Below are 24,412 nucleotides of genomic sequence, written 5' to 3' on the forward strand. Positions count from 1 at the left end.
CGCCGGAGCACAAGCTATGGAACAAGTCGATGTGATTGACGGGCAGAGCCCGCTCAGCGAGAGCAATGGCCGCCGCGAAGAGCTCAAAGAGCTGATGCTGCAGGGGCTGTGGAAGAACAACCCCTCTCTGGTGCAGGTGCTGGGCCTCTGCCCCACCCTGGCAGTCTCCTCCACCTTCACCAACGCGCTGGGGCTCGGCCTTGCCACCATGGCGGTGCTGGTCAGCTCCAACCTCGCCATCTCGCTGGTGCGCAACCTGGTGCCCAAGGATATTCGCATCCCGGTCTACGTGATGATCATCGCGGCGCTGGTGACCAGCGTGCAGTTGCTGATGAACGCCTACACCTACGGCCTCTATCAGGCGCTCGGCATCTTCATCGCCCTCATCGTCACCAACTGCGTCATCATCGGCCGGGCCGAGGCGTATGCATCCAAGAACCCGCCGCTGCTGGCGGCCCTCGACGGCTTCATGATGGGGCTCGGCTTTACTCTGGTGCTGCTGGTGCTGGGTGGGCTGCGCGAGATCATCGGCATGGGCACCCTGTTCGACGGTGCCGACCTGCTGCTGGGAGAGTGGGCCAAGTCACTGCGCATCGAGCTGTTCCACGCCGATGCCAGCCTGCTGCTGGCAATCCTGCCCCCTGGCGGCTTCATCGGTCTCGGCCTGATGATCGCCGGCAAGAACGCCATCAACGACTGGATGGGTCGCAAGCAGAGCGCCGAGAAGGCCCACTGCAGCGTGCCGGCCGCGGGTGCCCGCGCGACCCAGCTCTGAGCCAAGAGAGAGCCATGAACAATCAGAAACGTAGGCAGATACTGGAGCGACTGCGGGACGACAACCCCCACCCCACCACCGAGCTCAACTTCAAGACGCCGTTCGAGCTGCTGATCGCCGTGCTGCTGTCGGCCCAGGCCACCGATGTCAGCGTCAACAAGGCCACCGACAAGCTCTACCCGGTAGCCAACACCCCCCAGGCCATGCTGGAACTGGGGGTAGACGGGGTCAAGGAGTACATCAAGACCATTGGCCTGTTCAACACCAAGGCCGAGAACGTCATCAAGACCTGCGCCATCCTGCTGGAGCGCCACGGTGGCGAGGTGCCGGAGAACCGCGAGGCCCTCGAGGCCCTGCCCGGAGTCGGCCGCAAGACCGCCAACGTGGTGCTCAACACCGCCTTCGGCTGGCCCACCATCGCCGTCGATACCCATATCTTCCGGGTCTCCAACCGCACCGGCTTTGCGGTGGGCAAGAACGTCGATCAGGTGGAGGAGAAGCTGCTCAAGGTGGTTCCCGCCGAATTCAAGCTGGACGTGCACCACTGGCTGATCCTGCACGGACGCTACACCTGTCTGGCTCGCAAACCGCGCTGCGGTTCCTGTATCATCGAGGACTTGTGCGAGTACAAGGAAAAGGTCTACCCGGAGAGCTGAACACGGCTGCCGGCTCGCAAGCGGCGTAGCCATGGCGCCGCTCCTGGCGAGCACGGGCTTGAGCCAAGCGCCGGTATCCGCTCCCTTGGGCGGCCCCAATACCACAAGAACCACTACCCGGAGAATTGAGCAATGAGAATCCTGCATACCATGTTGCGCGTCGGCGATCTGCAACGCTCCATCGACTTCTATACCCGAGTGCTGGGGATGAAACTGCTGCGCAAGAGCGAGAACAGCGAATACAAGTACACCCTGGCCTTCGTCGGCTACGGTGACGAGAAAGATGAAGCGGTGATCGAGCTCACCTACAACTGGGGTGTCAGCGAGTACGAGCTGGGCTCGGCCTACGGTCACATCGCACTGGAAGCGGACGACATCTACGCCACCTGCGAGGCGCTGCGCGCCGCCGGTGCCAAGATCACCCGCGAGCCGGGCCCGGTCAAGGGTGGCACCACCGTCATCGCCTTCGTGGAAGATCCGGACGGTTACAAGATTGAGCTGATCGCCAAGAAGGATGCCGGCAGCGGCCTCGGCGACAGCTTCTGATCCAGACTCATCCCCGAAAAACAAAAAAGAGCGCCACGGCGCTCTTTTTTCATGGATGGGTTTACCTCAGATGGCGCCGTTGCGGCCCATGTTGATCACCACCCGCCGGTTCTTGGCACGACCATCTTCGGTTTCGTTGGAGGCGACGTGCTGCTTCTCACCGTGCCCCTCCACCGAGATCTTGCCGGGTTCGATACCCAGATCCACAAACACCTTCTTGATGGCATCGGCCCGTTTTTCGGAGAGCTTCTGGTTCGGCCAGCGGCCGCCATAGCTGTCGCTGTAGGCGTCGATCACCACCACGTCGATGCTCTTGTCCACCTTCACATACTCGCCAATCATCGCCAGCCGCCGCTTGGAGGCCAGCGACAGCTCGTCACTGTTCTTGTCATAGGTGAGCACGCTGAAAGCGATGTCGTTGAAACTGTAGGGCAACAGGCCATTGAGGCAATCCACGAAGGCCTGATACTTGACCCGGAAGTTGACCGAGGAGAGCGAGACCCGCACCGGCCGATTCTGCCGATACCAGTCGCGGTACTGGAAGGTCGGCATGCGCCCCCTTCCAGCTCGTCCAGCATGGTCCAGGCGGTCTGCCCCTCCACCAGCCCGTCAAACTGCTGGTAAAAGCGCAGCTGACTCACTTCCCGCCCGGCAATGCCAGGGCGCCAGACCGGCGGCATGATGCCCAGGCTGACGGTCTGGGTCTGGGCCTGCTGGCGCAGCCCCTTGAGCTCGAAATCCAGATTGATCTTGCGACCGGCGCGACTGACGAATGCCCCTGTACCCCAGTTGGGGATGGGGTGCTCGAGCCGGCACTCCACCTGGGTGTCGGAGGTCAAGCGCCAGACGGATTGATCCAGGCCGGCACCGAACTCGGTGACTCCCGCCTGTAACTGCATACTCACGGATATGCTGACCAACCCCAACATCCAAGCGTTCAACTGCCTGCCCTCCACACGATCTCAGGTTAGATATCGGCAGGGGCAGGACAAGCTTTAGGGCAAACCGATCAGTGGGTCGAGGTAGCGTCCATCAGTTTGAAGCGGGCGATGCGCCCCGCCAGCTCCCGCGCCAGCAGATCCAGCTCGGCGCTGTTTTGCTGCAGGGTTTCCGAGTGCAGGCGGTGTGCCTCGTACACCTCACGGATGGTCATCACGTTGTGCTGGATGTCGTCGGTGACATAGCGTTGCTCCTCGGTGGCGGTGGCCACCTGGGCGGTCATGTCGCTCACCTTGCGCACCTCGTTGACGATGTCGGTCAGCTCGCTGCCCGCCCGCTTGGCCTCTGTCACACTCAGCCCCGCCTGCTCGGTCCCCAGGTGCATGGCAGTCACCGCCTGATTGGCCCCCTGCCGCAGCCGCACCAGCATCCGCTCTATGTCGTCGGCGGCCTGCTGGGTGCGCGACGCCAGCGCCCGCACCTCTTCCGCCACCACCGCAAAACCGCGACCGGATTCGCCGGCGCGGGCCGCCTCGATGGCGGCGTTGAGGGCCAGCAGGTTGGTGCGATCCGAGATCTGCTTGATGAGATTGAGCGCCTCGCCCACCGACTCAGTGTCCTGATGTAGGCTGTCCACCAGTTGCTGGGTATCACTCAAGGTGCCCGCGACCTGCTGGATGGCATCGATGGTCTGATCCACCTCCTTATCACCCTGCCGGGCCCGGCCGATGGCCTGCTGGGTCGCGAGCGATGTCTGGGTCGCGTTGCGCGCGATCTCGGCCACCGTCGAGGCCATCTCGGTGGCGGCTGTCGCCACCAGATCCACCTGACCAAATCCCTTGGCCACCCCGGCGTTGACGTCGGCAATGACGTTGGCCGAGGCGGCGGCGCTGCGGGCCAGCACCTCGCAGGAGCGGCGCACCGCCAGCATCAGCCCTTCCAGATGTTCGAGGAAGTGGTTCAGATCCCGCGACAATGCCCCCAGTTCGTCACCGGATCGCCAGTTGACCCGCACCGTCAGATCGTTCTCCTGTACCAGCCGCTTGAAGGTATGGTGCAGGGCCATGAAGCCCAGATGCAGATCCCGCACTACCCGCCAGCAGACGAAGCTGGTGAGCAGCACGCACAGCAGGACTCCGGTGGCGGCCCACCAGAAGTCGCTGGCGCTCTTCGCCCGCATCTGATCCACCCGCTCGGACAGCTGCTGATAGAGGCGGTCTTCGCTCTCCTTGAGCAGGCTGATCTTGTCGGTGCTCAGGGCAAACCAGGCTTCGGCATCCACTCCGAAGCCGCCGCTGGCTGCCTTGTCCAGCGCCAGCTTCTCCATGTCGGCCACCTTGCTCACTACCGGCAAGGCCAGGCTGTCGGCCAACAACTGGCGCTGGGAGGGGCTCGCCACCGCCTGGAAACGCTCGAGATAGGTATTCTGGGCCGCCAACAGGGAGATGAACTGCTGCAACAGCGCCGGCGTGAAGCCGTCACGGCCGAACACGTTGCTCAAGGTTGCCCGCTCCAGCCCCATCCGCTCCTTGCTCTGCAAAAAGGCGGCATAGGCATTGGTCTGCAGCGCTATGGTGGCATCCCGGCTATTGATGCTGATCCGATCCACCACCGCCAGCAACTGGGTGATCATCCGGGTATAGAAACTGACCTGCTCCGCCACCTCGACCCCCAGTGCACTGACCCGCTCGCGCATGGCGGTGAGCCCGGCCAGCTCCTGCTGCACCTCTTTGAGCGCCAGCAAGGCGGGATCCTCACGAAAGCGCTGCAGCAGGGTATCGACCTGCTTGCGCTGCGCCGGCAGGGCATCGCGGAACTTGTTGCCGCCGGAACCCAGGAAGCCGGCCGACATGCCGCGCTCCTTTTGCAGCTCGTGGGCCAGCTGCGCCGCCTCCCGTACCACCTCTAGTGCGGCCTGGGCCTGACTCATCTCCTGCTCGACCCGATAACGCTCATAGACGTATCGGCCGGAGAAGAACAGCAAGGCCAGCAGTGGCAGGCAGACCACCAGCAACATCTTGTGCGCCAATCCCAGCTTCTTCATCCTTGCTCCCCATTCCATTGTTGAAGTGGTCAATTATAAGTCCGAGTGTCGATAATAGAATCGGCCACCGCACCAATGCGGCCGATGAGGGACAAAGGCCGGCTTTTTTGCCATAATGCCGCCTCATTTCACGCCGACCGAGATACCATGACCGACGCTGTTCACACCCTCAAGGGCCGTTTTCGTGGCTTTTACCCCGTCGTCATCGATGTTGAAACCGCCGGGTTCAATGCCAGAACCGACGCCTTGCTGGAAATCGCCGCCTATACCCTCAAGATGGACGAGCAGGGCTGGCTCGTACCCGACCAGATCTTCCATTTTCATGTCGAGCCGTTTGAAGGGGCCAATCTGGAAAAAGCGGCGCTGGAGTTCACCGGCATCGACCCCTTCAATCCGCTGCGCGGTGCCGTCAGCGAGAAAGAGGCGCTGACCGAGATCTTCAAGGGCATCCGCAAGGGGATGAAGGAGCAGGATTGCAGCCGCGCCATCATAGTGGCCCACAACGCCACCTTCGATCACGGCTTCGTCATGGCCGCCGCCGAGCGGGCCGGCCTCAAGCGCAATCCGTTCCATCCATTTGCCACCTTCGACACCGCCGCCCTCTCCGGCCTGGCGCTGGGCCAGACGGTGCTGGCCAAGGCGTGCCAGAGCGCGCGCATTCCGTTTGACAATAAAGAGGCGCACTCCGCCCTCTACGACACCGAGCGCACCACCGAGCTGTTCTGTCATATCGTCAACCGCTGGAAGAGTCTGGGTGGCTGGCCCCCGGCCCACCCGGACGAGGCGGCCGACGACGCCAACGAATAACGACGCCCCCTTCTCAAGAGGCTGCCACGGCAGCCTCTTCTCTTGCGCCATTGGCGAAGCCATCTGGTTTGACCAGAGTGTCGAAAAAAGGCCCATCCAGCACCGTTTTTTACCTCTCAAGACCCTTCTTTGAGGCTGAACCGCCGGGAATGCTGTAGATAGGCCATTCACCTGATTTTTTACTCGACATTTGTCACATTTTTCGCAAACTAACTGCCTTTCACACGACAGACAGCAACACATACTATAAGGAAATCAAATGAATCCTGTTGTTATCGCGGTGGCGCTGATGCTGGTGCTCAGCCTGCTGCGGATCAATGTGGTGGTCTCCCTCGCCATCGGCGCCATCGTCGGCGGCCTGATCGGCGGTCTCTCCCTCGAGCAGACCCTCAGCACCTTCAGCGGTGGCCTGGGTGGCGGCGCCGAGATCGCCCTCTCCTACGCCATGCTGGGAGCCTTCGCAGTCGCCATTTCCCGCTCCGGCATCACGGATCTGCTGGCGCGCAAGGTGATCAGCCAACTCGGCAAGGATGCCAGCAGCTCACGCATCCTCTGGGTCAAGGCCTTGCTGCTCAGCTCGGTGCTGGGGGTCTCCATCTCCTCTCAGAACCTGATCCCGGTCCATATCGCCTTCATTCCCATCCTGATCCCGCCGCTGCTGCACGTCATGGCCCAGATGCAGATCGACCGTCGTCAGGTGGCCTGCGTCATCACCTTTGGCCTGACCGCCACCTATATGCTGCTGCCGGTGGGCTTTGGCGGCATCTTCCTCAACAACATCCTGGCCAAGAACCTCATCGACAACGGCGTGCCGGTCGAGCACAGCCAGCTGCCGCTGGCGATGGCCATTCCGGTGCTGGGCATGTTCGTCGGCCTGCTGATCGCCGTCTTCTTCAGCTACCGCAAGCCGCGCCAGTATGACCTGGAGCAGATCCTGGCCGCCGAACCGGAGACGGTCGATCTCAACCTCAACCACATCTGGGTCGCCCTGCTGGCCATCGCCGTGGCGCTGGGGCTGCAGCTGATGACCAACAGCATAGTGCTGGGGGCACTGGCCGGCTTCGTCATCTTCACCTGTGGGGGTGTCATCAAGTTCCGCGAGAGCCAGGATGCCTTCACCCAGGGTGTGCGCATGATGTCCCTCATCGGCTTTATCATGATCTCCGCCGCCGGCTTCGCTGCCGTGATGAAAGAGACTCACGGGGTGGAAAGCCTGGTACAGGCCGTCTCCGGCATGATGGCCGGCCACAAGGGACTGGCCGCCTTCCTGATGCTGCTGGTGGGCCTGCTCATCACCATGGGGATCGGCTCCTCCTTCTCCACCGTGCCCATCATCGCCACCATCTATGTACCGCTGTGCATCCACCTCGGCTTCTCCCCCCTGGCGACCATCTCTTTGGTAGGGACCGCCGGCGCCCTGGGAGATGCGGGCTCTCCCGCCTCCGACTCGACTCTGGGCCCCACCTCGGGCCTCAACGCCGACGGCCAGCACGACCATATCTGGGACAGCGTGGTGCCCACCTTCATCCACTACAACATCCCGCTCATCATCTTCGGCTGGATTGCCGCCATGGTGCTCTAAGCCCCCAAGATAGATGCATAAACATAAAAGGCGACCCCAAGGTCGCCTTTTTGCTACCTTCATCGCGTGGCATAGACCGGGACAGACGAGCCCGGGCGCCTCTCCCTGCCTGCTCTTGCTGCTGCATCCTTCCCTATTTATGCGGGAGTGGCTCGCAACCCCCGCTACCCTGCGTTTATCTGTTCTTCCCTGCCACATCCCCACACAGCCAGGACGATGTCAGGCCGACCCATCAGTGATATCAAGGGTGTGCCATGGACGTACCCATCCATATCACCCACCCATGTGGCGCTGCGGCGTCGCCTGGATGAACGACAGGCAACAAAAAGGCCGCTCGATGAGCGGCCTTTTTAGCTAGCAGTCAGGGTTTAGCTGTCGCGGCGCTTGCCACCGAATTTGCGACCCTTGTCGAAACCGCCTTCACGGCGATCCTTGTTGAAGGGACGGTCACCCTGCGGACGGCGATCCTTGTTGAAAGGACGGTCGCCACGGAACGGACGATCACCACGAGGCGGACGGGGAGCAGTATTGCTGCCGGCCGGCACTTCGGTGTAGCGGCTGATCTGCAGCGGACGCTGGCAGACGCGGGCCTTCTTGATCACTTCCAGTACTTCGGCGCTCATGCCCTTGGGCAGATCGACGGTGGAGAAGTCATCGGCGATGTCGATGTTGCCGATAAAGCGGCTCTCGATGTTCGCTTCGTTGGCGATGGCACCCACGATCTGGCCCGGCTTGACGCCGTGATGGGCACCCACGTCGACGCGGTAGCGCTCCATCTCCACGTCCGGGTTGTCTTTGAGCGGACGCGGCTCCAGGGAAGGCATGCGACGAGCCGGGCGATCGCCACGGTCGGCGAAATCACGGCCACCACGGTCGTTGAAGTCACGACGCTCGAAACCACCGCGATCGTTGCCGGCGTTGAACACCGGATCCGGAATGGAGTCATCCAGCAGCAGCGGTTGGTCACCCTGTACCAGCTTGGCCAGTGCGGCAGCCAGCTCCAGCGGATCGGCAGAATCTTCTTCGATCAGCTCGTTCACCAGGTTCACGTAGATCTCGAGCTCTTCGCCCATCATGGTTTCGCGGATGCGCTCCTTGAACTTGGCCAGACGGTGCTGGTTGATGTCCTCGGTGCTCGGCATCTTCATCGGCTCGATGGCCTGACGGGTTGCGTGCTCGATGGCGCGCAGCATGCGACGCTCGCGCGGTGCCACGAACAGGATGGCTTCGCCCTTGCGACCGGCACGGCCGGTACGGCCGATACGGTGAACGTAAGATTCGGTGTCGTAGGGGATGTCGTAGTTCACCACGTGGGTGATGCGCTCAACGTCCAGACCACGGGCAACCACGTCGGTGGCGATCAGGATGTCCAGCTGGCCCTGACGCAGCTTGTCGACGGTACGCTCACGCAGCTTCTGCGGGATGTCACCGTGCAGCGCTTCACAAGCATGACCACGGGCTGCCAGCTTGCCAGCCAGTTCTTCGGCGGCGTTCTTGGTGCGTACGAACACCAGCAGGGCTTCGTAGGGTTCGACTTCCAGCAGACGGGTCATGGCGTCCAGCTTGTGCAGACCGGTCACCTGCCAGTAACGCTGGCGAATGGTGGTGGCGGTAGCAGTCTTGGAGGCGATCTTGATCTCTTTGGGCTGCTTCAGGTGCTTCTGGGCCACACGACGGATCTGCTCCGGCATGGTGGCGGAGAACAGGGCAACCTGACGACCGGCCGGGCACTGTTCCATGATCCAGTCCACGTCGTCGATAAAGCCCATGCGCAGCATCTCGTCCGCTTCGTCCAGCACCAGGGCTTTCAGGCCGGAGAGGTCCAGGTTCTTGCGACGGATCAGGTCCATCACGCGGCCCGGGGTACCCACGACAACCTGAGCACCGCGGCGCAGGGCGCGGGTCTGGGTTTCGTAGGAGGCGCCGCCGTAGATGGGCAGCACGTGGAAATCAGGCATGTGGTGGGCATAGCGTTGGCACGCTTCAGCCACCTGCAGAGCCAGTTCACGGGTCGGAGCCAGCACCAGGATCTGGGTGTTGCGGTTACCAGCTTCCAGACGAGACAACAGAGGCAAGGCAAAAGCAGCGGTCTTCCCTGTACCGGTTTGCGCCTGCCCCAGCAGATCATGGCCCGCCATCAGGTGGGGAATTGCTGCGGCCTGGATGGGGGACGGGCGCTCATAGCCCACGTCCTGCAGCGCTTTCAGTACAGGCGCGGCCAGTCCAAGCTCACTAAAAAGGGGCAGTTGTTCGGTATCAGACATAGATTCGATTCTTCCAGATTAAGGCAGGCGGCTAACACCGCGGAATAGCAAAAAGGCGGCGATTATAGCGCCACTTTGTTCTGCTGTCTTGAAAAATGTGATAGGCATCTCAAGACGTTGGCAATTATAGAGGGATCTCGCGACTATGGCTTGCTTATTTTGCACACATAGTGCGTTATTGCGGATCACTCCTCGCGGGAGTCCTTGTCCCGCTTGTGTTTGAGCACCGCCATGGTCAACCGGCTGGAGCACAATAAACGACCACGTTCATCCCGAATTTCTATCTGCCACACCTGAGTCGTGGTCCCCAGATGCAGCGGGCTGCAGCGCCCAGTCACCACCCCTTCCCGCTTGGCCCTCAGGTGGTTCGCATTGACCTCCAGCCCCACGCAGTAGCTCTCCGCTCCCACCGCCATGTTGGCTGCGAGCGATCCCAGCGTCTCCGCCAGCACCACAGAGGCGCCGCCGTGCAGCATGCCAAGCGGCTGATGGGTTCGGTGATCCACCGGCATGGTGGCCTCCAGCCAGTCGGGACCAAAGGCGGTATAGACGATGTCGAGGTGGGCCATCAGGGTGTTGCGGGAGCTGGCGTTAAGCCCTTCAAGGCTCATGGGCTTGCGCCAGATAGGGCTGCTTTCTTGACTCATGGTGCGCGGACTCCTTGCGTGATCAACGGGTTATCGATGCGCCGTAGCGGCAAACCAGCAGTGTCGGCGAAAAAGGAGCAAAAAAAAGATGCCCACGCACGGGCATCTTGCATCGAGGTTGACTCTCACCAGGGATAGGTCACCCCTGGCCACTCGGACCAGAGCTGGTCGCGCCCCGGCAGGCGCGGCGCGGGCCACTGCCACACCTTGCCGAGCCAGGCGCGCAGTTCAGCCTCCAGTTCGACATCGGTGAGCGGCGCCTCGGCCACCTTCCAGAAGAAGAGCTCTACCGCCACCTCCGGCAGCACCGAGGGGTAGAGGTAAACCCCACCCCAGAACTCGGGCTCCCGCGCCGGGCTCCAGAGGCCATAGGCAAAGGAGCGTTTGGCCAGAAATTCGGAGTGCTGCCACTCCAGATCGGCCTCGTGCTGGCTCAGGCTGAAATTGGCGGAGGGCCACACATCGTCCGGGCGAAACAGCTGATGAAGCTGTTCGCGCTCGCGCAGCATGGCGACGAACTCCACCACTGCCTGGGTCGGGTTGACCGGCAGCAGCAGGAAGTGCGGGTGCCGATAGGCTTGCGGCACCCGAAACCGCTTGGGCAGGGTCAGCATCAGAGTAGTTCCAGCAGGGCCTGCAGCGGGTGCTTGAGTTTCTCCCCCTCCATCCGCTTGACCTGGCTGCGGCACGAATAACCGGTGGCCAGACAACGGGCTTGCGGCAGGCGAGCCAGAGGCTCGGCCCAGCTCAGGCCATAGATGCCCTTGGAGTTTTCCACCTGTTTGGCATCGTGGCCATAGGTACCGGCCATGCCGCAGCAGCCCACCGACACCGGTTGCAAGGTGGCACCGAAGCGGCGGAACAGGGTGCTCCAGTCACCGTGGGTCGACGGCTTGGTGGTCTTCTCGGTGCAGTGGGCAAACAGATACCAGGGCTCGGCGCCGGCGTCAGCTTCTCGCACCGGCAACACTTCGACCGGCAAGGAGAGCAGCCACTCCTGGGGCAGCAGCACCTGGAAGTCGCCACGGGCGGGGCCGAGCGCCTTCACGTATTCGTCCCGATAGCAGAGTACCAGGGAGGGATCGACCCCCACCATGGGGATGCCGAGCGCCGCCACCTTGTTGAGGAACTGGGCGCTGCTGGCTGCGGTACGGGCGAAGGCGCGCAGGAAACCCTTCACGTGCTGGGGCTTGCCGTTGGGCTTGAACGGCAGCAGATAGGGCTGCAGGCCGAGCTTGCTGGCGAGCTTCACCAGATCACGCACCACGGGGGCGTCGTAATAGCTGGTGAAGGGATCCTGCACGATGAGCACCACTTTTTGACGCTGCTCGGGGCTCATGGCCTCCAGACCCGGCAGGTCGAAATAGCGGGCGCGATGGTCGCGCAGCTCCTCGGCCAGGGTCGGCACGCTCAATAGCGGCACGTCCACCATGCCGATGCTCTTCTCGGTCGCCTTCTGGGCCCACTCTTTCTCGAGGAAGAAGTTGACTAGTTTCGGTGCTTTGGCCAGCAAAGGGGCATAGCTTTCCACCGTGCCGACGAAGTAATCCTTGGGGCCGCGCAGATAACGGCTGTGATAGAGCTGCATGAAGCGGGCACGGAAGGTGGGCACATCCACCTTGATGGGGCACTGGCTGGTGCAGGCTTTACACGCCAGACACCCCTCCATCGCCTCCATCACTTCGTGGGAGAAGTCATACTGGCCGCGGGCGCGGGCCACCGTGTTGCGAAACTTGTCGACAATCTGCTTGAAGCGCAGACCACCGCTTTGCAGCGCCACCTCCTCACTCAGCGGATCGAAGCCCTGCTCTGCCAGCTGGCGCAACCATTCGCGCATCAGGCCGGCTCGCCCCTTGGGGGAGTGACGGCGATCGCGGCTGATCTTGACCGAGGGGCACATGGGGGAGTCGGTCTCGAAGGTGAAGCACAGACCGTTGCCGTTGCAATCCAGCGCCCGGGTATAGCTGGTGCGCACCGCCAGCGGGATCTGGCGGTCAAACTTGCCGCGCTTGGGCCCGTCCACCGACACCAGCTCGGCGCCGCTGCCATAAGGCATGCAGATCTTGCCCGGGTTGATGCGGTTGGCGGGGTCGAACGCCCCCTTGACCCGTTGCAGTTCCTCCCACAGCTCGCCGAAGAAGGCGGGGCTGTATTCGGAGCGAAAGCCCTTGCCGTGCTCGCCCCACATCAGGCCGCCATATTTGGCGGTGAGCGCCACCACCTGATCGGAGATGCGCCGCAGCAGCACCTCCTGCTCGGGATCGCACAAGTCCAGCGCCGGACGCACGTGCAGCACCCCGGCATCGACGTGGCCGAACATGCCGTAGTCAAGGCCGTGAGCATCCAGCAGGGCACGAAACTCCATGATGAAGTCCGCCAACGACTCCGGCGGCACGGCGGTGTCTTCGGTGAAGGCCACCGGCTTCTTGCGCCCTTCGGCATTGCCGAGCAGCCCCACCGACTTCTTGCGCATGGCGTAGATGGTCTCGATGCTGGCCAGGTGGTTGCACACCTGATAGCCGATGATACCCGCCTCCCCCTTGGCCAGCAGGCCATCGATGCGCCGGCACAGCTCGGCCACCTTGGCCTTGTGCTCATCCTCGTCGGTGTCGGCAAACTCGACGATGTTGAGCCCCTGCAGATCCTTGCCGGGCACCTCCTGAATGAACTCTTTGACCGAGTGCCAGATGATGTCGGCGCGGGCCAGTCCCAGCACCCGGGAGTCCACCGTCTCCACCGACAGCGCCTGGGCCTCGACCATAAAGGGGGCATTGCGCAGGGCGGAGGGGAAGCTGTCGTACTTGACGTTGACCAAAGTCCGGTAGCGCGGGATGGGGGTGATGTTGAGCCTGGCCTCGGTGATAAAGCCCAAGGAGCCTTCTGAGCCGCACAGCACCCTGCTGACGTCCAGGGTGTCGGTATCGGGCTGATAGAGGTGCTTGAGATCGTAACCGGTCAGAAAACGGTTGAGCTTGGGGAAGGTAGCCTCGATGTCGGCGCGCCGCTCGCGGCCGATGCGATAGAGGGTGCGATAGATCTCCCCTTCGCGGTTCTCGAGCGCCAGCTTGTCAGCAAGCCGTTCGCCACTTAGCGGCTCGGTGGCCATGAGATCGCCGTTTTCCAGCACGGCCTTGAGGCCAAGCACGTGATCCGAGGTCTTGCCGTATACCAGCGAGCCCTGCCCCGAGGCGTCGGTGTTGACCATGCCCCCCAGGGTGGCGCGGTTGGAGGTGGAGAGATCCGGCGAGAAGAAGTAGCCGTGGGGCTTCAAATAGGCGTTGAGCTGATCTTTGACCACCCCGGCCTGGGCCCGCACCCAGCCCTCTTCCAGATTAATTTCCAGGATCTGGTTCATATGGCGCGAGAGATCGACGATAATGCCGCCGCCCAAGGATTGACCATTGGTGCCGGTACCGCCGCCGCGAGGGAAGAAACTCAAGGTCGCGTACTCGGGCCCCTGGGCCAGCTTGAGCATCACCGCAATATCATCCGCACTGCGCGGATAGAGAACCGCCTGAGGTACTACCTGATAGACGCTGTTATCCGTCGCCATCGCCAACCGGCTTGCATAAGACTTTTCGATATCACCACGAAATGCTGATCGCGCCAGCAACTCAAGAAACTGCAGGGTTGTAGGTGACAAACTGTCCTGGTAATCGAGTCTCGGGATCATGAATCCTTGTTCCCTTCCTTTGCTTGATGCCGGAACTCCGGCGACAACGACCGTTCGGGCCAGCCTCTTCGCGGGCCCCCGAACCAGTCCGCTCACATGTGAGCGGGCAGTATATCAGCTAGAAAACCGCTTGCGCGCGCAATCTTCACCATTTGAAAGGAGGACTTTTATGGCTCATTACAGCCATGTTATCAGTACGCTTATTCGCACCGAAAAACAGGCGCTGACCCTGTCGCTGTTTGGTTGCATCACCTTTGCCATTTTCGGGATCGGCTATGGCCTGTTCGTCGGTTCCAACGCCATCATGCTGGACGGCATCTTCACCCTGTTCAGCATGGGCATGACGGGCCTGGGGCTCATCACCGCCTACCTGGTTACCCGTCCCTCCGACGCCCGCTTTCAATACGGCTACGCCCACTTCGAGCCCATCGCCAACGTCATCAACGGCACCATCATTCTGCTGCTCTGCCTGGCGGCACTCTACAACGGCCTCACTACCCTGCTGGCGGGCGGACGGGAGATCGATCTCGGCCACGCCCTCATCTATGCTGTCGTCTCCACCTTTTTCTGCGGCATCATCTACCGGGTCGAAGCCGACGTGGCCGAGCGGGTCAACTCCGAGCTGGTGCGGGTGGACTCCAAGGAGTGGCTGGTCGACACCCTGCTCAGCACCACCCTGCTCATCGGCTTCGTGGTCGCCATCGGCCTCGATGCCATCGGCTACGGCCACTACAACCGCTACATAGACCCGGTACTGGTCTCGCTGCTGGCCCTGTGCGCCACCCTCATTCCCATAAAGGTGCTCGGTCGCAACCTGCGGGAAGTGCTGAAGATCGCCCCCAAGGGGGATGTCTCCCGGCTGGTGGCAAGCGAAGTCGAGGCCCTGCGCCTGCGCCATGGCATCGAGTGCTACAGCCATCTGGCGAAAAGCGGTCGCCGCTTCGATCTCGAACTCAACATTCTGGTAGCACCCGGCCAGGAGTGGCCCGTCGAGCGCCAGGATGCCCTGCGCCAGGAGCTCTGGTCTCGCCTCGGCGATACCCTGGGGGATGCCTGGCTCTCGGTCTGCTTCACCCGCGAGAAACGCTGGCTGTAAGCCGCACGGCGGGGCTTGCCTGGCAAGCTCCGCCCGCTCCTGTCGCCCCGCTGGGCGAGCGCGCCTCCCCCTGTGCTGCCCGCCCCCTCTTGCCAAATACGGGATTCCCGTTATCATCAGGGCTCACTTTTAACCCGAGGTTTTATTGCCCATCATGGACAATCCCCGAAGTTGCCCTTCGTTTCTTCCCGTCAAAGCCTATCTTTATCTGCTTAATCAGCGCCTCTGAATAACGCCATTGCCTTGCTGTCACTGCGGCCATCGTACGCCGTGCTTACTCTCTGCTCTGTCTGTTTTTTATTGAGGTCACTACATGGAATTGCTGCTGGATCCCCACATCTGGATCGGTCTGTTTACCCTGATCGTCCTGGAAATCGTGCTGGGGATCGACAACCTGGTCTTCATCGCCATCCTGGTGAAAAAGCTGCCCCCCGCCCAGCGGGACAAGGCCCGCGTCATCGGTCTGTCACTGGCCTTGCTGATGCGCCTGGGGCTCTTGAGCGTGATGTCCTGGCTGGTCACCCTGACCACCCCCATTTTGCACCTGTGGGATCACCCCTTCTCCGGTCGGGACCTGATCCTGATGGGGGGCGGCCTGTTCCTGCTGTTCAAGGCCACCTCCGAGCTGCATGAGCGGCTGGAAGCCAAGCCGCCCGAAGACGGGCCGGTCGGCGTCTACGCCAGCTTCGGCGTGGTGATCACCCAGATCCTGGTGCTGGATGCCATCTTCTCGCTGGACTCCATCATCACCGCTGTCGGCATGGTGGAACACCTCGGCGTCATGATGGCGGCCGTGACCATCGCCATGCTGGTGATGGTGCTCGCCTCCAAGCCGCTGACCCGCTTCGTCAACGCCCACCCCACAGTCGTGGTACTCTGTCTGAGCTTCCTGCTGATGATCGGTTTTAGCCTGGTGGCGGAAGGGTTTGGCTTCCATATTCCGAAGGGTTACCTCTACGCAGCCATCGGCTTCTCGGTGCTGATCGAATTCTTCAACCAGCTCTCCCAGCGCAGTGCCGAGCGCCACGAAGCCAAGCAGCCCCTGCGCGAGCGTACCACCGCCGCCATCTTCAAGCTGATGGGCAGCAAGGCGTATCAGGACCGGCCGGACGACGATCTGGACGCCCCCGCCGCCCAGCCGGTAAGCTTTGGCGAGGAGGAGCGCTACATGGTGACCGGGGTGCTGTCGCTGGCCGAACGCTCCATCCGCACCATCATGACCCCGCGCTCCGAAATGGCCTGGATCGACGTCAACGACTCCAACGACGAGATCCGCACCCTGCTGCAGCAGGAGCCCCACAGCCTGTTCCCGGTCTGTGACGGCGATCTGGACGAGGTGATCGGGGTGGTCAAGGCGCGCGACCTGCTGTTTGCCCTCAACGAAGGGCAATCCTTGAGCGAGCTCGCCAGGCAGAACGACCCCATCATAGTGCCGCAGACCATCAACGTGATTAAGCTGCTGGCGGAGCTGCGCCAGGCGAAGGGCAGCCTCATCCTGGTGGCCGACGAGTTCGGCGTGATCCAGGGGCTGGTGACCACCCACGACCTGCTGGAGGCTATCGTCGGCGAGCTGCCCGATGAAGACGAAACGCCAGACATCATCCGCGATGGGGAAGGCTGGCTCATCAACGGCAGCACCAACATCCACCACGTGGAGCAGGTGCTGGAACACGAAGGGCTGGTGAGCGAGAGCGACGAGTACGTGACCCTGGCCGGCATGCTGCTCTCCCACTTCGGCACCCTGCCCGCCCCGGGCCAGCAGCTGCAACTGCAGCAGCTCGGCTTCGAGGTAGTCGAGGTGAGCGAGCGGCGCATCGAGCGGGTGCGCGTCATGCCGCTGGAGGCCTGACGCCATTGCGTGAACCATGCTGAAAAAGGGGGCCTTGCTGGCCCCCTTTTTTATTCAGGCGCCCCCCTCTTTTCACCATTGCTGCCATCAGCGCAATTCTTTTCTGCAATTACCCCTCTTTTTCGCAAGGGATACCGGCACTAGAGTGAGCCCATCATCACCATGAGGAATTCACCATGCACCACGATCACCTGTTCTGCCCCCTGCGTCTCGGCCAGCTGCACCTCAACAATCGCATCGTCATGCCCCCCATGACCCGCTCCCGCGCCAGCCAGCCCGGTGACGTGGCCAATGCCATGATGGCCACCTATTACGCCCAGCGCGCCGGGGCCGGCCTCATCATCAGCGAAGGCACCCAGATTGACCCCATGGGCAAGGGCTACGCCTGGACGCCGGGGATCCACAGCGCCGAACAAGTGGCTGGCTGGAAGCAGGTGACCGACTCCGTCCACGCCAAGGGCGGCACCATGTTCGCCCAGCTCTGGCACGTGGGCCGGGTCACCCATCCTGACAACCTCGGCGGTGCCCAGCCCATCTCCTCCTCCGCCATTCAGGCGAAAGGGGTGCGGGTATTCGTCGACAACGGCAGCGATGCCCCTGGTTTTGTCGAAACCGTCACCCCGCGTGCCATGACCCAGGCCGATATCGACGCGGTAGTGGGGCAGTTTCGCCAGGCGGCTCGCAACGCCATGCTGGCAGGTTTTGACGGCATCGAGCTGCACGCCGCCAACGGCTACCTCATCAACCAGTTCCTCGACTCCGAGTCCAATACCCGCACCGACGGCTATGGCGGTTCGCTGGAAAACCGGCTGCGCTTCCTCAAAGAGGTGACCGAGGCGGTCTGCAGCGAGATCGGGGCTGACCGGGTTGGGGTGCGCCTCGCGCCGCTCACCACCCTCAACGGCACCGTGGATGCCAACCCGCAGGAGACCTACCTGGCCGCCGCCCGCCTGCTGGGCCGGCTCGACGTGGTCTATCTGCACATCGCCGAGGCGGACTGGGACGATGCCCCGCTGATGGCGGAGGGCTTCAAGCAGGGGCTGCGCGACGCCTTCCCCAACACCCTCATCTATGCCGGCAAATATGATGGCGAGCGTGCCCGGGCGGCGCTAGAGGCGGGCTGGGCCGACATGATAGGCTTCGGTCGCCCCTTCGTGGCCAACCCCGACCTGCCCGAGCGGCTGCGCCACGGTTATCCGCTGGCCCCTCACGATCCGGCCACCCTGTTCGGCGGCGGCGAAAAGGGCTTGATTGACTACCCGGCCTATCAGGCGGCCGCCCAGCCCCACACGGCCTGAGTCACACCCGCCCAGGCATAAAAAACGCGCCCACCAGAGATGGTGGGCGCGTTTTTTTGCCTGTCATGCTTGCCGGCGCCGCAGGCTAATGGAGGCTGACCCCGTAGCAGGCGGCGTAGCTTCTGATCTCCCGGGTCAGCCGCGCCTTGTCGGCCAGGCTCAGCCAGCTCGCCTCCACCGCGTTCAGTGACAAGCGGCAGAGCTGGTTCATGCTGGCCCCCAGCTCATGGGCCAGGGCGTGGAAGTTGGCATTCATGTAGCCGCCGAAATAGGCGGGATCGTCGGAGTTGATGGTGACGCACAGCCCCTGTTCCAGCAGCGCCAGCACGTTGTGGTGGGCCATCTTGTCAAACACCTTGAGGCGGGTGTTGGAGAGGGGACAGACGGTGAGCGGCAACCGGGTATCGGCCAGATAGCGCAACAGATCGGGATCGTCGACGCAGCGCACCCCGTGATCGATGCGCCGAACCTCAAGCTCCCGGATGGCCTGCCAGATGTAGTCCGCCGGTCCCTCTTCGCCGGCGTGGGCCACCACCGGCAACCCCAGCTCGCGGCAGCGGGCAAACACCCGGGCAAACTTGCTGGGCGGGTTGCCCCGCTCCCCCGAGTCGAGGCCGATGCCGTGAATGCGCGACAGGAAGGGAGTGGCCTCTGCCAACGTGGCAAAGGCATCCTCCTCGCTCAGGTGGCGCAAGAAGCTCATGATGAGCCGCCAGCTGATGCCAAACTCCCGCTCTCCGCGCTGCAGCGCCCGCTCGATGCCCCCCAGCACGGTGGCGAAGGGCACGCCGCGGGCGGTGTGGGTCTGGGGGTCGAAGAAGATCTCCACATGCACCACCTTGTCGGCGGCACAGCGTTCCAGATAGGCCCAGGTAAGGTCGAAGAAATCCTGCTCGGTGATGAGCACGCTGGCCCCCAGGTAGTAGAGATCGAGGAAGGATTGCAGACAATCGAACTCATAGGCGGCGCGCACGCTGGCCACGTCGGGCCAGGGCAGGGCCACGCCGTTGCGCTGGCCCAGGGCAAACATCAGTTCCGGCTCGAGCGAGCCTTCGACATGGAGGTGCAGCTCCAGCTTGGGCAGACCGGCAATAAAGTTATCCATGATGACGGCTCCATCGGTTCACAGACAGCGGGACCAGCCAGTGGCAGAGCGGATCCCTCCCCTCTGTCGTTCATTGTGCACCTATCTCTGTTTATGGGGGAGACTTGTCATCAAACAGACTTATAATGGCGTCACAAAAACAACATAACTATTTGAAGATCTTGAGAGTTGGCGCAACTTTCCGCCGCCTCTTGCGCCTACACAAGGAGTCCCCATGAAGAAAAACGTCATCTGCGACATCGACGGCGTCATCCTGCACAACAACGATCTGGTGCCCGGTGCCGACCGCTTCGTTCACCGCCTGCTGGAGCAGGGCAGCAAGCTGCTGTTCCTGACCAACTACCCGGCCCAGACCCAGAAAGATCTGCAAAATCGCTTCCGCTCCGCCGGGATCGAAGTGCCGGAGGAATGCTTCTACACCTCCGCCATGGGCACCGCCGACTTTCTCAAGCGCCAGGATGGCAAGAAGGCTTATGTGATCGGCGAAGGGGCACTGACCCACGAGCTCTACAAGGCCGGCTTCACCATCACCGACATCGACCCCGACTTCGTGGTGGTGGGCGAGACCCGCAACTACAACTGGACCATGATGCAGCTGGGGGCCAAGTTCGTCGATCAGGGGGCCCGCTTCATCGCCACCAACCCGGATACCCACGGCCCCATGATGCACCCGGCCTGCGGCGCTCTGTGCGCCCCCATCGAGCGGATGACCGGCAAGAAGCCCTTCTACGTCGGCAAGCCGAGCGCCTGGATCATCCGCGCGGCGCTCAACCGGATGGAGGCCCACTCCGACGACACCATCATCATCGGCGACAACCTGCGCACCGACATTCTGGCGGGCTTCCAGGCCGGCCTCGAGACAGTGCTGGTGCTCTCCGGGGTGAGCAAGGTGGCCGACATCGACCGCATGCCGTTTAGGCCGAACCACATCTTCGATTCAGTGGTGGATATCGACATCGTCTGATCCCTGCCGGCTGACGGGCCGGCCTGGCGCAAGGCCAAGGTCTGCCTCGTTACCCCTGAAGGACGCGTAATGGAACCTGTCATGATCGCCGTGGCCTTCGGCTGCGGCATGCTGGTCAACCTCATCGGCCTGCCGCCCTTGCTGGGCTTTCTGGCGGCCGGTTTTCTGCTCAACGGCATGGGCTATCAGAACACCCCGGCCCTGAACGAAATTGCCGATCTCGGCGTCACCCTGTTGCTGTTCACCATCGGCCTCAAGCTCAACGTCAAGATCCTGATGCGGCGCGACGTCTGGGGCACTACCAGTTTGCACCTGCTGCTCTCCACCCTGCTGTTCACCGTGGTGCTGCTGGTATGCAAAGGGCTCGGGCTGGCGCTGGCCATGTCGCTGGACTGGCGGCTCGCACTGCTGCTGGGCTTTGCCCTCTCCTTCTCCAGTACCGTGTTTGCGGTCAAGGTGCTGGAGGAGCGCAGCGACATGAACGCCCTCTATGCCCGCCTCGCCGTCGGCGTGCTGGTGATGCAGGATCTGTTCGCGGTGGCCTTCCTGGCGGTCTCCAGCGGTCAGTGGCCCAGCATCTGGGCGCTCTGGATCCTGGGCCTGCCGCTGTTGCGCCCCTTGCTGCTGAAATTGCTGGAGCGGGCCGGTCACGGCGAGCTGCAGGTGCTGTTCGGGATCTTCCTGGCGCTGGTGGTGGGGGCCGCCGGTTTCGAAGTGGTGGGGCTCAAGCCGGATCTGGGGGCGCTGGTCATCGGCATGCTGATCGCCTCCCACCCCGCCTCTGCGGGGCTGGCCAAGTCGCTGTTCAACCTCAAAGATCTGTTTCTCATCTGCTTCTTTCTCACCATCGGCCTCAACGGCCTGCCGACCCACGACACCATGTTGCTGGCACTGGCGTTGGTGCTGACCCTGCCGCTCAAAAGCGCGCTCTACTACCTGGTCTACAGCGGCGCCCACCTGCGGGTACGTACCGCCCTGCTCTCCACCCTGGCGCTCACCAACTTCTCGGAGTTCGGTCTCATCGTCGCGGCCATCGCCGCCAAGGCGGGCTGGATCTCCCACGAGTGGCTGGTTGCGCTCTCCCTGGCGCTGGCGGCCAGCTTCATGATCTCGGCCCCCCTCAACGGCCAGAGCGAGCGCATTTACCATCGGCTCGGCAACTGGCTGCGCGGCATGCAGGCCACCACCCTGCACCCGGAGGACAGGCCCATCGAGCTCGGCGATGCCGAGGTGATCATCCTCGGCATGGGACGGATCGGTCAGGGCGCCTACTTCGAGCTGGAGAACAAGTACGGCACCGTGATCCTCGGGGTGGAGAACGACAGCGAGAAGCTGCCTACCCTGCGCGCCCAGGGCATGAACGTCATCGAGGGGGACGCCACCGATACCGACTTCTGGGACAAGGTGCTGCTTTCCAACCAGGTCAACCTGGTGCTGCTGGCGATGCCCCACCACTCGGGCAACCTCTACGCCATCGAGAAACTGCGCAGCCACGGCTTTGCCGGCAAGATTGCCGCCATCGTCCGCTTCGAGGACGACATCGCCTCCCTGAAAGAGCAAGGGGTGGATGCGGTGTTCAACGTCTACGACGAAGCGGGCAGCGGCTTTGCCCGCCACGTCATCAAACGGCTGCAGCCACGCTGACGGGGGCTGCGGCCCCCTTGGCAAGGGAGGCGCTATCGTTTACTTTATGCGCAACATCGTTTAATAAAACGAACAATCACGGGCCTGGATGGCCCCGTTTTTTTATCCCTTGCCAAGGAGGCAGCATGAAGACCCTCAACGACTGGATCCTGCTCGACCGCCACGAGGCGGCCCCCACCCCGCTGATGCCCGCCCCCGAGCGCCTGCGCGCCGGCAATCCGCTCCAGACGGTATGGAACCACTACTCAGACCCGAGCCAGCAGTTTCACGTGGGCTTCTGGCACTGCGAGCCCGGCCGCTGGGCCATCCACTACACCGAGCACGAATATTGCCAGCTGCTGGAAGGCGAGGCGGTGATACACGACGGCCAGGGCGGCAAACTGCCCCTCAAACCCGGCGATCAGTTCGTCATCCCGGCCGGCTTTGTCGGGGAGTGGGAGACCCTCACCCCCTGCCGCAAGCTCTATGTGATCTTCGAGCCCGCCGCGACTTGACGTCTGCGTCAACCAAGGTCGCCGTAGCCGCCCTTTTTCAGGCCGACCGGGTTGACGTGTACGGCATGATTTTCTGCGGTTTTCCCGCTTGCAAAAGGTTTTTGCACTAGGCATTGTGATTGGCGAGGAATGTAAATGGAATTTCGAGCCCGAACGTGGGGGGCTCATATAAAAATCAAGAGGATTACCGCCAATGTGTTCTATTTTCGGCATTCTGGACATCAAATCCGATGCGGCCGCACTGCGCAAATCGGCGCTGGAGATGTCCAAGCGATTGCGCCACCGCGGTCCTGACTGGTCCGGCGTCTACAGCTCCGACAAAGCCATTCTGGTGCACGAGCGCCTAGCCATCGTCGATCCGGGCAATGGCGCCCAGCCGCTCTACAACCCCGAGCGCACCCACGTGCTGGCCGTCAACGGCGAGATCTACAACCACAAGGAGCTGGAGAAGAACCTCAAGGTCGACTTCCAGTTCCAGACCCACTCCGACTGCGAGGTGCTGCTGGCCCTCTACAAGGAGAAGGGCCCCGCCTTCCTGGATGACCTGAACGGCATCTTCGCCTTCATCCTCTATGACGCGGAGCAGGATGCCTACCTGATTGGTCGCGACCACATGGGGATCATTCCCCTTTACACCGGCCGCGACGAGCACGGCAACTTCTACGTCGCCTCCGAGATGAAGGCGCTGGTACCGGTCTGCAAGAGCGTCGAAACCTTCCCGCCGGGACACTACCTGTGGAGCAAGGATGGCGAGCTCAAACAGTGGTACAAACGTGACTGGATGGAGTACGGCGCGGTCGAGCACAACGTCAGCGACAAGGCCGAGCTCAAAGCCGCGCTGGAAGCAGCGGTCAAGCGCCAGCTGATGTGCGACGTGCCCTATGGCGTGCTGCTCTCCGGTGGTCTGGATTCGTCCGTCATCTCTGCCATCACCAAGCTCTATGCCGCCCGCCGGGTGGAAGACGATGGAAAGAGTGAAGCCTGGTGGCCTCAGCTGCACTCCTTCGCCGTCGGCCTGGAAGGCTCGCCGGATCTCGCCGCCGCCCGCAAGGTGGCCGATCACCTGGGCACCATCCACCACCAGATCCACTTCACCGTGCAGGAAGGACTGGATGCCCTGCGGGACGTCATCTATCACCTCGAGACCTATGACGTCACCACCATCCGCGCCTCCACGCCGATGTATCTGATGGCCCGCTACATCAAGGCAATGGGGATCAAGATGGTGCTCTCCGGCGAAGGCTCCGACGAGCTGTTCGGCGGCTACCTCTACTTCCACAAGGCGCCCAACGCCCGCGAATTCCACGAAGAGAACGTGCGCAAGCTCGCTTCACTGCACCTCTATGACTGCCTGCGCGCCAACAAGTCGATGGCCGCCTGGGGGGTGGAGGGTCGCGTGCCCTTCCTCGACAAGGAGTTCATGGATGTGGCGATGCGCCTGCAGCCTGCCGACAAGATGTGCGGCAAGGGCAAGATCGAAAAGCACATCCTGCGCGAAGCGTTCGAGGATCTGCTGCCCCACGAAGTGGCGTGGCGCCAGAAGGAGCAGTTCTCCGACGGCGTGGGCTATTCCTGGATCGACAGCCTCAAGGCCATGGTCGAGGAAGAGGTGACGGATCAGATGTTCGAGGCGGCGGCCTTCCGCTTCCCCGTCAACACCCCGCTCACCAAGGAGGCCTACTTCTACCGCGCCATCTTTGACGAGCACTTCCCGCTGGAGTCCGCCGCCCGTACCGTGCCCTACGGCAAGTCGGTCGCCTGCTCCACCCCGACCGCGCTAGAGTGGGATGCCAAGTTCAAGGAGATGGCCGACCCGTCCGGTCGCGCCGTGATGGACGTCCACCAGCAGGGTTACTGATCTGCCGGCGACCTCCTTTGCCTCAATGCCAAGCCCCTCCTGCGAGGGGCTTTGTTTTTTCCCGCCGACCCATTCCCGCTTTTTGCATAACAAGCGCCCATCTCGCCCTTGGCGGCCGGGCTCGCTCGTGTCACATTGTTGCGGCTTGGAAGCAACCACAACAACACAAGG

18 protein-coding genes and 1 pseudogene are annotated in these 24,412 nt (G+C 62.6%); 12 read left to right on the forward strand and 7 right to left on the reverse strand.

The window, feature by feature from the left end:
- Nucleotides 1–16 precede the first annotated feature (16 nt).
- The 3 genes from ACPDZI_RS12900 (at nucleotide 17) to gloA (ending at nucleotide 1,977) form a co-directional block, all read left to right on the forward strand.
- Nucleotides 17–775, forward strand: a complete 759-nt coding sequence (locus ACPDZI_RS12900) for an electron transport complex subunit E (protein ID WP_024944880.1) — start codon at nucleotides 17–19, stop codon at nucleotides 773–775.
- Between the two features lie 14 nt (nucleotides 776–789).
- Nucleotides 790–1,431, forward strand: coding sequence for an endonuclease III (gene nth, locus ACPDZI_RS12905; protein ID WP_017408071.1), 642 nt, complete (start codon nucleotides 790–792; stop codon nucleotides 1,429–1,431).
- A 132-nt stretch (nucleotides 1,432–1,563) separates the two neighbouring features.
- Complete coding sequence (gene gloA / locus ACPDZI_RS12910) at nucleotides 1,564–1,977, forward strand: lactoylglutathione lyase (protein WP_011706456.1); 414 nt, start codon at nucleotides 1,564–1,566, stop codon at nucleotides 1,975–1,977.
- Nucleotides 1,978–2,043: 66 nt separating this feature from the next.
- On the opposite strand, the pseudogene ACPDZI_RS12915 reads toward gloA, so the two are convergent.
- Both ACPDZI_RS12915 and ACPDZI_RS12920 read right to left on the reverse strand, forming a co-directional pair.
- Nucleotides 2,044–2,918 (reverse strand): annotated as a pseudogene (locus ACPDZI_RS12915) (flagellar protein MotY).
- Nucleotides 2,919–2,986: 68 nt separating this feature from the next.
- Nucleotides 2,987–4,960 carry a methyl-accepting chemotaxis protein gene (locus tag ACPDZI_RS12920; protein ID WP_438833251.1) on the reverse strand — a complete coding sequence of 658 codons (1,974 nt, stop codon included), beginning with the start codon at nucleotides 4,958–4,960 and terminating at the stop codon, nucleotides 2,987–2,989.
- Nucleotides 4,961–5,107: 147 nt separating this feature from the next.
- On the opposite strand from ACPDZI_RS12920, the gene rnt reads away from it, so the two are divergent.
- Together rnt and ACPDZI_RS12930 are read left to right on the forward strand one after the other, a co-directional pair.
- Entirely contained in the window at nucleotides 5,108–5,767 is a 660-nt protein-coding gene (rnt, locus tag ACPDZI_RS12925; protein WP_175610152.1) for a ribonuclease T, read from the forward strand.
- 259 nt (nucleotides 5,768–6,026) lie between these two features.
- Nucleotides 6,027–7,349: a Na+/H+ antiporter family protein gene (locus tag ACPDZI_RS12930; RefSeq protein WP_076361006.1), complete on the forward strand. Its 1,323-nt coding sequence runs from the start codon at nucleotides 6,027–6,029 to the stop codon at nucleotides 7,347–7,349.
- Between the two features lie 368 nt (nucleotides 7,350–7,717).
- Here ACPDZI_RS12930 and ACPDZI_RS12935 read toward each other — a convergent pair whose 3' ends face one another.
- The 4 genes from ACPDZI_RS12935 to ydiJ form a co-directional block, all read right to left on the reverse strand.
- Complete coding sequence (locus ACPDZI_RS12935; protein WP_016351112.1) at nucleotides 7,718–9,613, reverse strand: DEAD/DEAH box helicase; 1,896 nt, start codon at nucleotides 9,611–9,613, stop codon at nucleotides 7,718–7,720.
- 185 nt (nucleotides 9,614–9,798) lie between these two features.
- The gene (locus ACPDZI_RS12940) at nucleotides 9,799–10,260 is read right to left on the reverse strand and encodes a hotdog fold thioesterase (protein ID WP_438833252.1); all 462 of its coding nucleotides are present in this window, start codon (nucleotides 10,258–10,260) and stop codon (nucleotides 9,799–9,801) included.
- 125 nt (nucleotides 10,261–10,385) lie between these two features.
- Nucleotides 10,386–10,874, reverse strand: a complete 489-nt coding sequence (locus ACPDZI_RS12945) for a hypothetical protein (RefSeq protein WP_438833253.1) — start codon at nucleotides 10,872–10,874, stop codon at nucleotides 10,386–10,388.
- Nucleotides 10,874–13,933 carry a D-2-hydroxyglutarate dehydrogenase YdiJ gene (ydiJ, locus tag ACPDZI_RS12950; RefSeq protein WP_438833254.1) on the reverse strand — a complete coding sequence of 1,020 codons (3,060 nt, stop codon included), beginning with the start codon at nucleotides 13,931–13,933 and terminating at the stop codon, nucleotides 10,874–10,876. Before ydiJ ends, ACPDZI_RS12945 begins: the two co-directional genes overlap by 1 nt.
- A 169-nt stretch (nucleotides 13,934–14,102) precedes the next feature.
- Here ydiJ and ACPDZI_RS12955 point away from each other — a divergent pair, with 169 nt between their 5' ends.
- The 3 genes from ACPDZI_RS12955 (at nucleotide 14,103) to ACPDZI_RS12965 (ending at nucleotide 18,176) form a co-directional block, all read left to right on the forward strand.
- On the forward strand, nucleotides 14,103–15,029 hold the full coding sequence (locus ACPDZI_RS12955; RefSeq protein WP_011706465.1) for a cation diffusion facilitator family transporter: 927 nt from the start codon (nucleotides 14,103–14,105) through the stop codon (nucleotides 15,027–15,029).
- Nucleotides 15,030–15,342: 313 nt separating this feature from the next.
- Nucleotides 15,343–16,878 carry a TerC family protein gene (locus tag ACPDZI_RS12960; protein ID WP_438833255.1) on the forward strand — a complete coding sequence of 512 codons (1,536 nt, stop codon included), beginning with the start codon at nucleotides 15,343–15,345 and terminating at the stop codon, nucleotides 16,876–16,878.
- 176 nt (nucleotides 16,879–17,054) lie between these two features.
- Nucleotides 17,055–18,176: an alkene reductase gene (locus ACPDZI_RS12965; protein ID WP_438833256.1), complete on the forward strand. Its 1,122-nt coding sequence runs from the start codon at nucleotides 17,055–17,057 to the stop codon at nucleotides 18,174–18,176.
- A gap of 85 nt (nucleotides 18,177–18,261) precedes the next feature.
- On the opposite strand, the gene ACPDZI_RS12970 is transcribed toward ACPDZI_RS12965, so the two are convergent.
- Nucleotides 18,262–19,281, reverse strand: a complete 1,020-nt coding sequence (locus ACPDZI_RS12970; protein WP_438833257.1) for an adenosine deaminase — start codon at nucleotides 19,279–19,281, stop codon at nucleotides 18,262–18,264.
- A 214-nt stretch (nucleotides 19,282–19,495) separates the two neighbouring features.
- Between ACPDZI_RS12970 and ACPDZI_RS12975 the strand changes: the two genes are divergently transcribed.
- The 4 genes from ACPDZI_RS12975 to asnB all read left to right on the forward strand — a co-directional run bounded on the left by ACPDZI_RS12975 (nucleotide 19,496) and on the right by asnB (nucleotide 24,241).
- The gene (locus ACPDZI_RS12975; RefSeq protein ID WP_011706469.1) at nucleotides 19,496–20,245 is read left to right on the forward strand and encodes an HAD-IIA family hydrolase; all 750 of its coding nucleotides are present in this window, start codon (nucleotides 19,496–19,498) and stop codon (nucleotides 20,243–20,245) included.
- Between the two features lie 69 nt (nucleotides 20,246–20,314).
- The gene (locus ACPDZI_RS12980; protein WP_276845188.1) at nucleotides 20,315–21,889 is read left to right on the forward strand and encodes a cation:proton antiporter family protein; all 1,575 of its coding nucleotides are present in this window, start codon (nucleotides 20,315–20,317) and stop codon (nucleotides 21,887–21,889) included.
- A 125-nt stretch (nucleotides 21,890–22,014) separates the two neighbouring features.
- Nucleotides 22,015–22,383: a cupin domain-containing protein gene (locus ACPDZI_RS12985; RefSeq protein WP_408755534.1), complete on the forward strand. Its 369-nt coding sequence runs from the start codon at nucleotides 22,015–22,017 to the stop codon at nucleotides 22,381–22,383.
- Nucleotides 22,384–22,576: 193 nt separating this feature from the next.
- Nucleotides 22,577–24,241: an asparagine synthase B gene (asnB, locus tag ACPDZI_RS12990; protein WP_024944497.1), complete on the forward strand. Its 1,665-nt coding sequence runs from the start codon at nucleotides 22,577–22,579 to the stop codon at nucleotides 24,239–24,241.
- Nucleotides 24,242–24,412 lie beyond the last annotated feature (171 nt).

The sequence above is a fragment of the Aeromonas oralensis genome (assembly GCF_049665575.1).
In the GTDB taxonomy this organism is placed as follows: Bacteria; Pseudomonadota; Gammaproteobacteria; order Enterobacterales; family Aeromonadaceae; genus Aeromonas; species Aeromonas hydrophila.

Bases quoted from the DNA above. Each gene is read 5' to 3' on its own strand.
- ACPDZI_RS12900 (WP_024944880.1), top strand. From the start codon at position 17: ATGGAACAAGTCGATGTGATTGACGGGCAGAGCCCGCTCAGCGAGAGC.
- nth (WP_017408071.1), top strand. From the start codon at position 790: ATGAACAATCAGAAACGTAGGCAGATACTGGAGCGACTGCGGGACGAC.
- gloA (WP_011706456.1), top strand. From the start codon at position 1,564: ATGAGAATCCTGCATACCATGTTGCGCGTCGGCGATCTGCAACGCTCC.
- ACPDZI_RS12920 (WP_438833251.1), bottom strand. From the start codon at position 4,960: ATGAAGAAGCTGGGATTGGCGCACAAGATGTTGCTGGTGGTCTGCCTG.
- rnt (WP_175610152.1), top strand. From the start codon at position 5,108: ATGACCGACGCTGTTCACACCCTCAAGGGCCGTTTTCGTGGCTTTTAC.
- ACPDZI_RS12930 (WP_076361006.1), top strand. From the start codon at position 6,027: ATGAATCCTGTTGTTATCGCGGTGGCGCTGATGCTGGTGCTCAGCCTG.
- ACPDZI_RS12935 (WP_016351112.1), bottom strand. From the start codon at position 9,613: ATGTCTGATACCGAACAACTGCCCCTTTTTAGTGAGCTTGGACTGGCC.
- ACPDZI_RS12940 (WP_438833252.1), bottom strand. From the start codon at position 10,260: ATGAGTCAAGAAAGCAGCCCTATCTGGCGCAAGCCCATGAGCCTTGAA.
- ACPDZI_RS12945 (WP_438833253.1), bottom strand. From the start codon at position 10,874: ATGCTGACCCTGCCCAAGCGGTTTCGGGTGCCGCAAGCCTATCGGCAC.
- ydiJ (WP_438833254.1), bottom strand. From the start codon at position 13,933: ATGATCCCGAGACTCGATTACCAGGACAGTTTGTCACCTACAACCCTG.
- ACPDZI_RS12955 (WP_011706465.1), top strand. From the start codon at position 14,103: ATGGCTCATTACAGCCATGTTATCAGTACGCTTATTCGCACCGAAAAA.
- ACPDZI_RS12960 (WP_438833255.1), top strand. From the start codon at position 15,343: ATGGAATTGCTGCTGGATCCCCACATCTGGATCGGTCTGTTTACCCTG.
- ACPDZI_RS12965 (WP_438833256.1), top strand. From the start codon at position 17,055: ATGCACCACGATCACCTGTTCTGCCCCCTGCGTCTCGGCCAGCTGCAC.
- ACPDZI_RS12970 (WP_438833257.1), bottom strand. From the start codon at position 19,281: ATGGATAACTTTATTGCCGGTCTGCCCAAGCTGGAGCTGCACCTCCAT.
- ACPDZI_RS12975 (WP_011706469.1), top strand. From the start codon at position 19,496: ATGAAGAAAAACGTCATCTGCGACATCGACGGCGTCATCCTGCACAAC.
- ACPDZI_RS12980 (WP_276845188.1), top strand. From the start codon at position 20,315: ATGGAACCTGTCATGATCGCCGTGGCCTTCGGCTGCGGCATGCTGGTC.
- ACPDZI_RS12985 (WP_408755534.1), top strand. From the start codon at position 22,015: ATGAAGACCCTCAACGACTGGATCCTGCTCGACCGCCACGAGGCGGCC.
- asnB (WP_024944497.1), top strand. From the start codon at position 22,577: ATGTGTTCTATTTTCGGCATTCTGGACATCAAATCCGATGCGGCCGCA.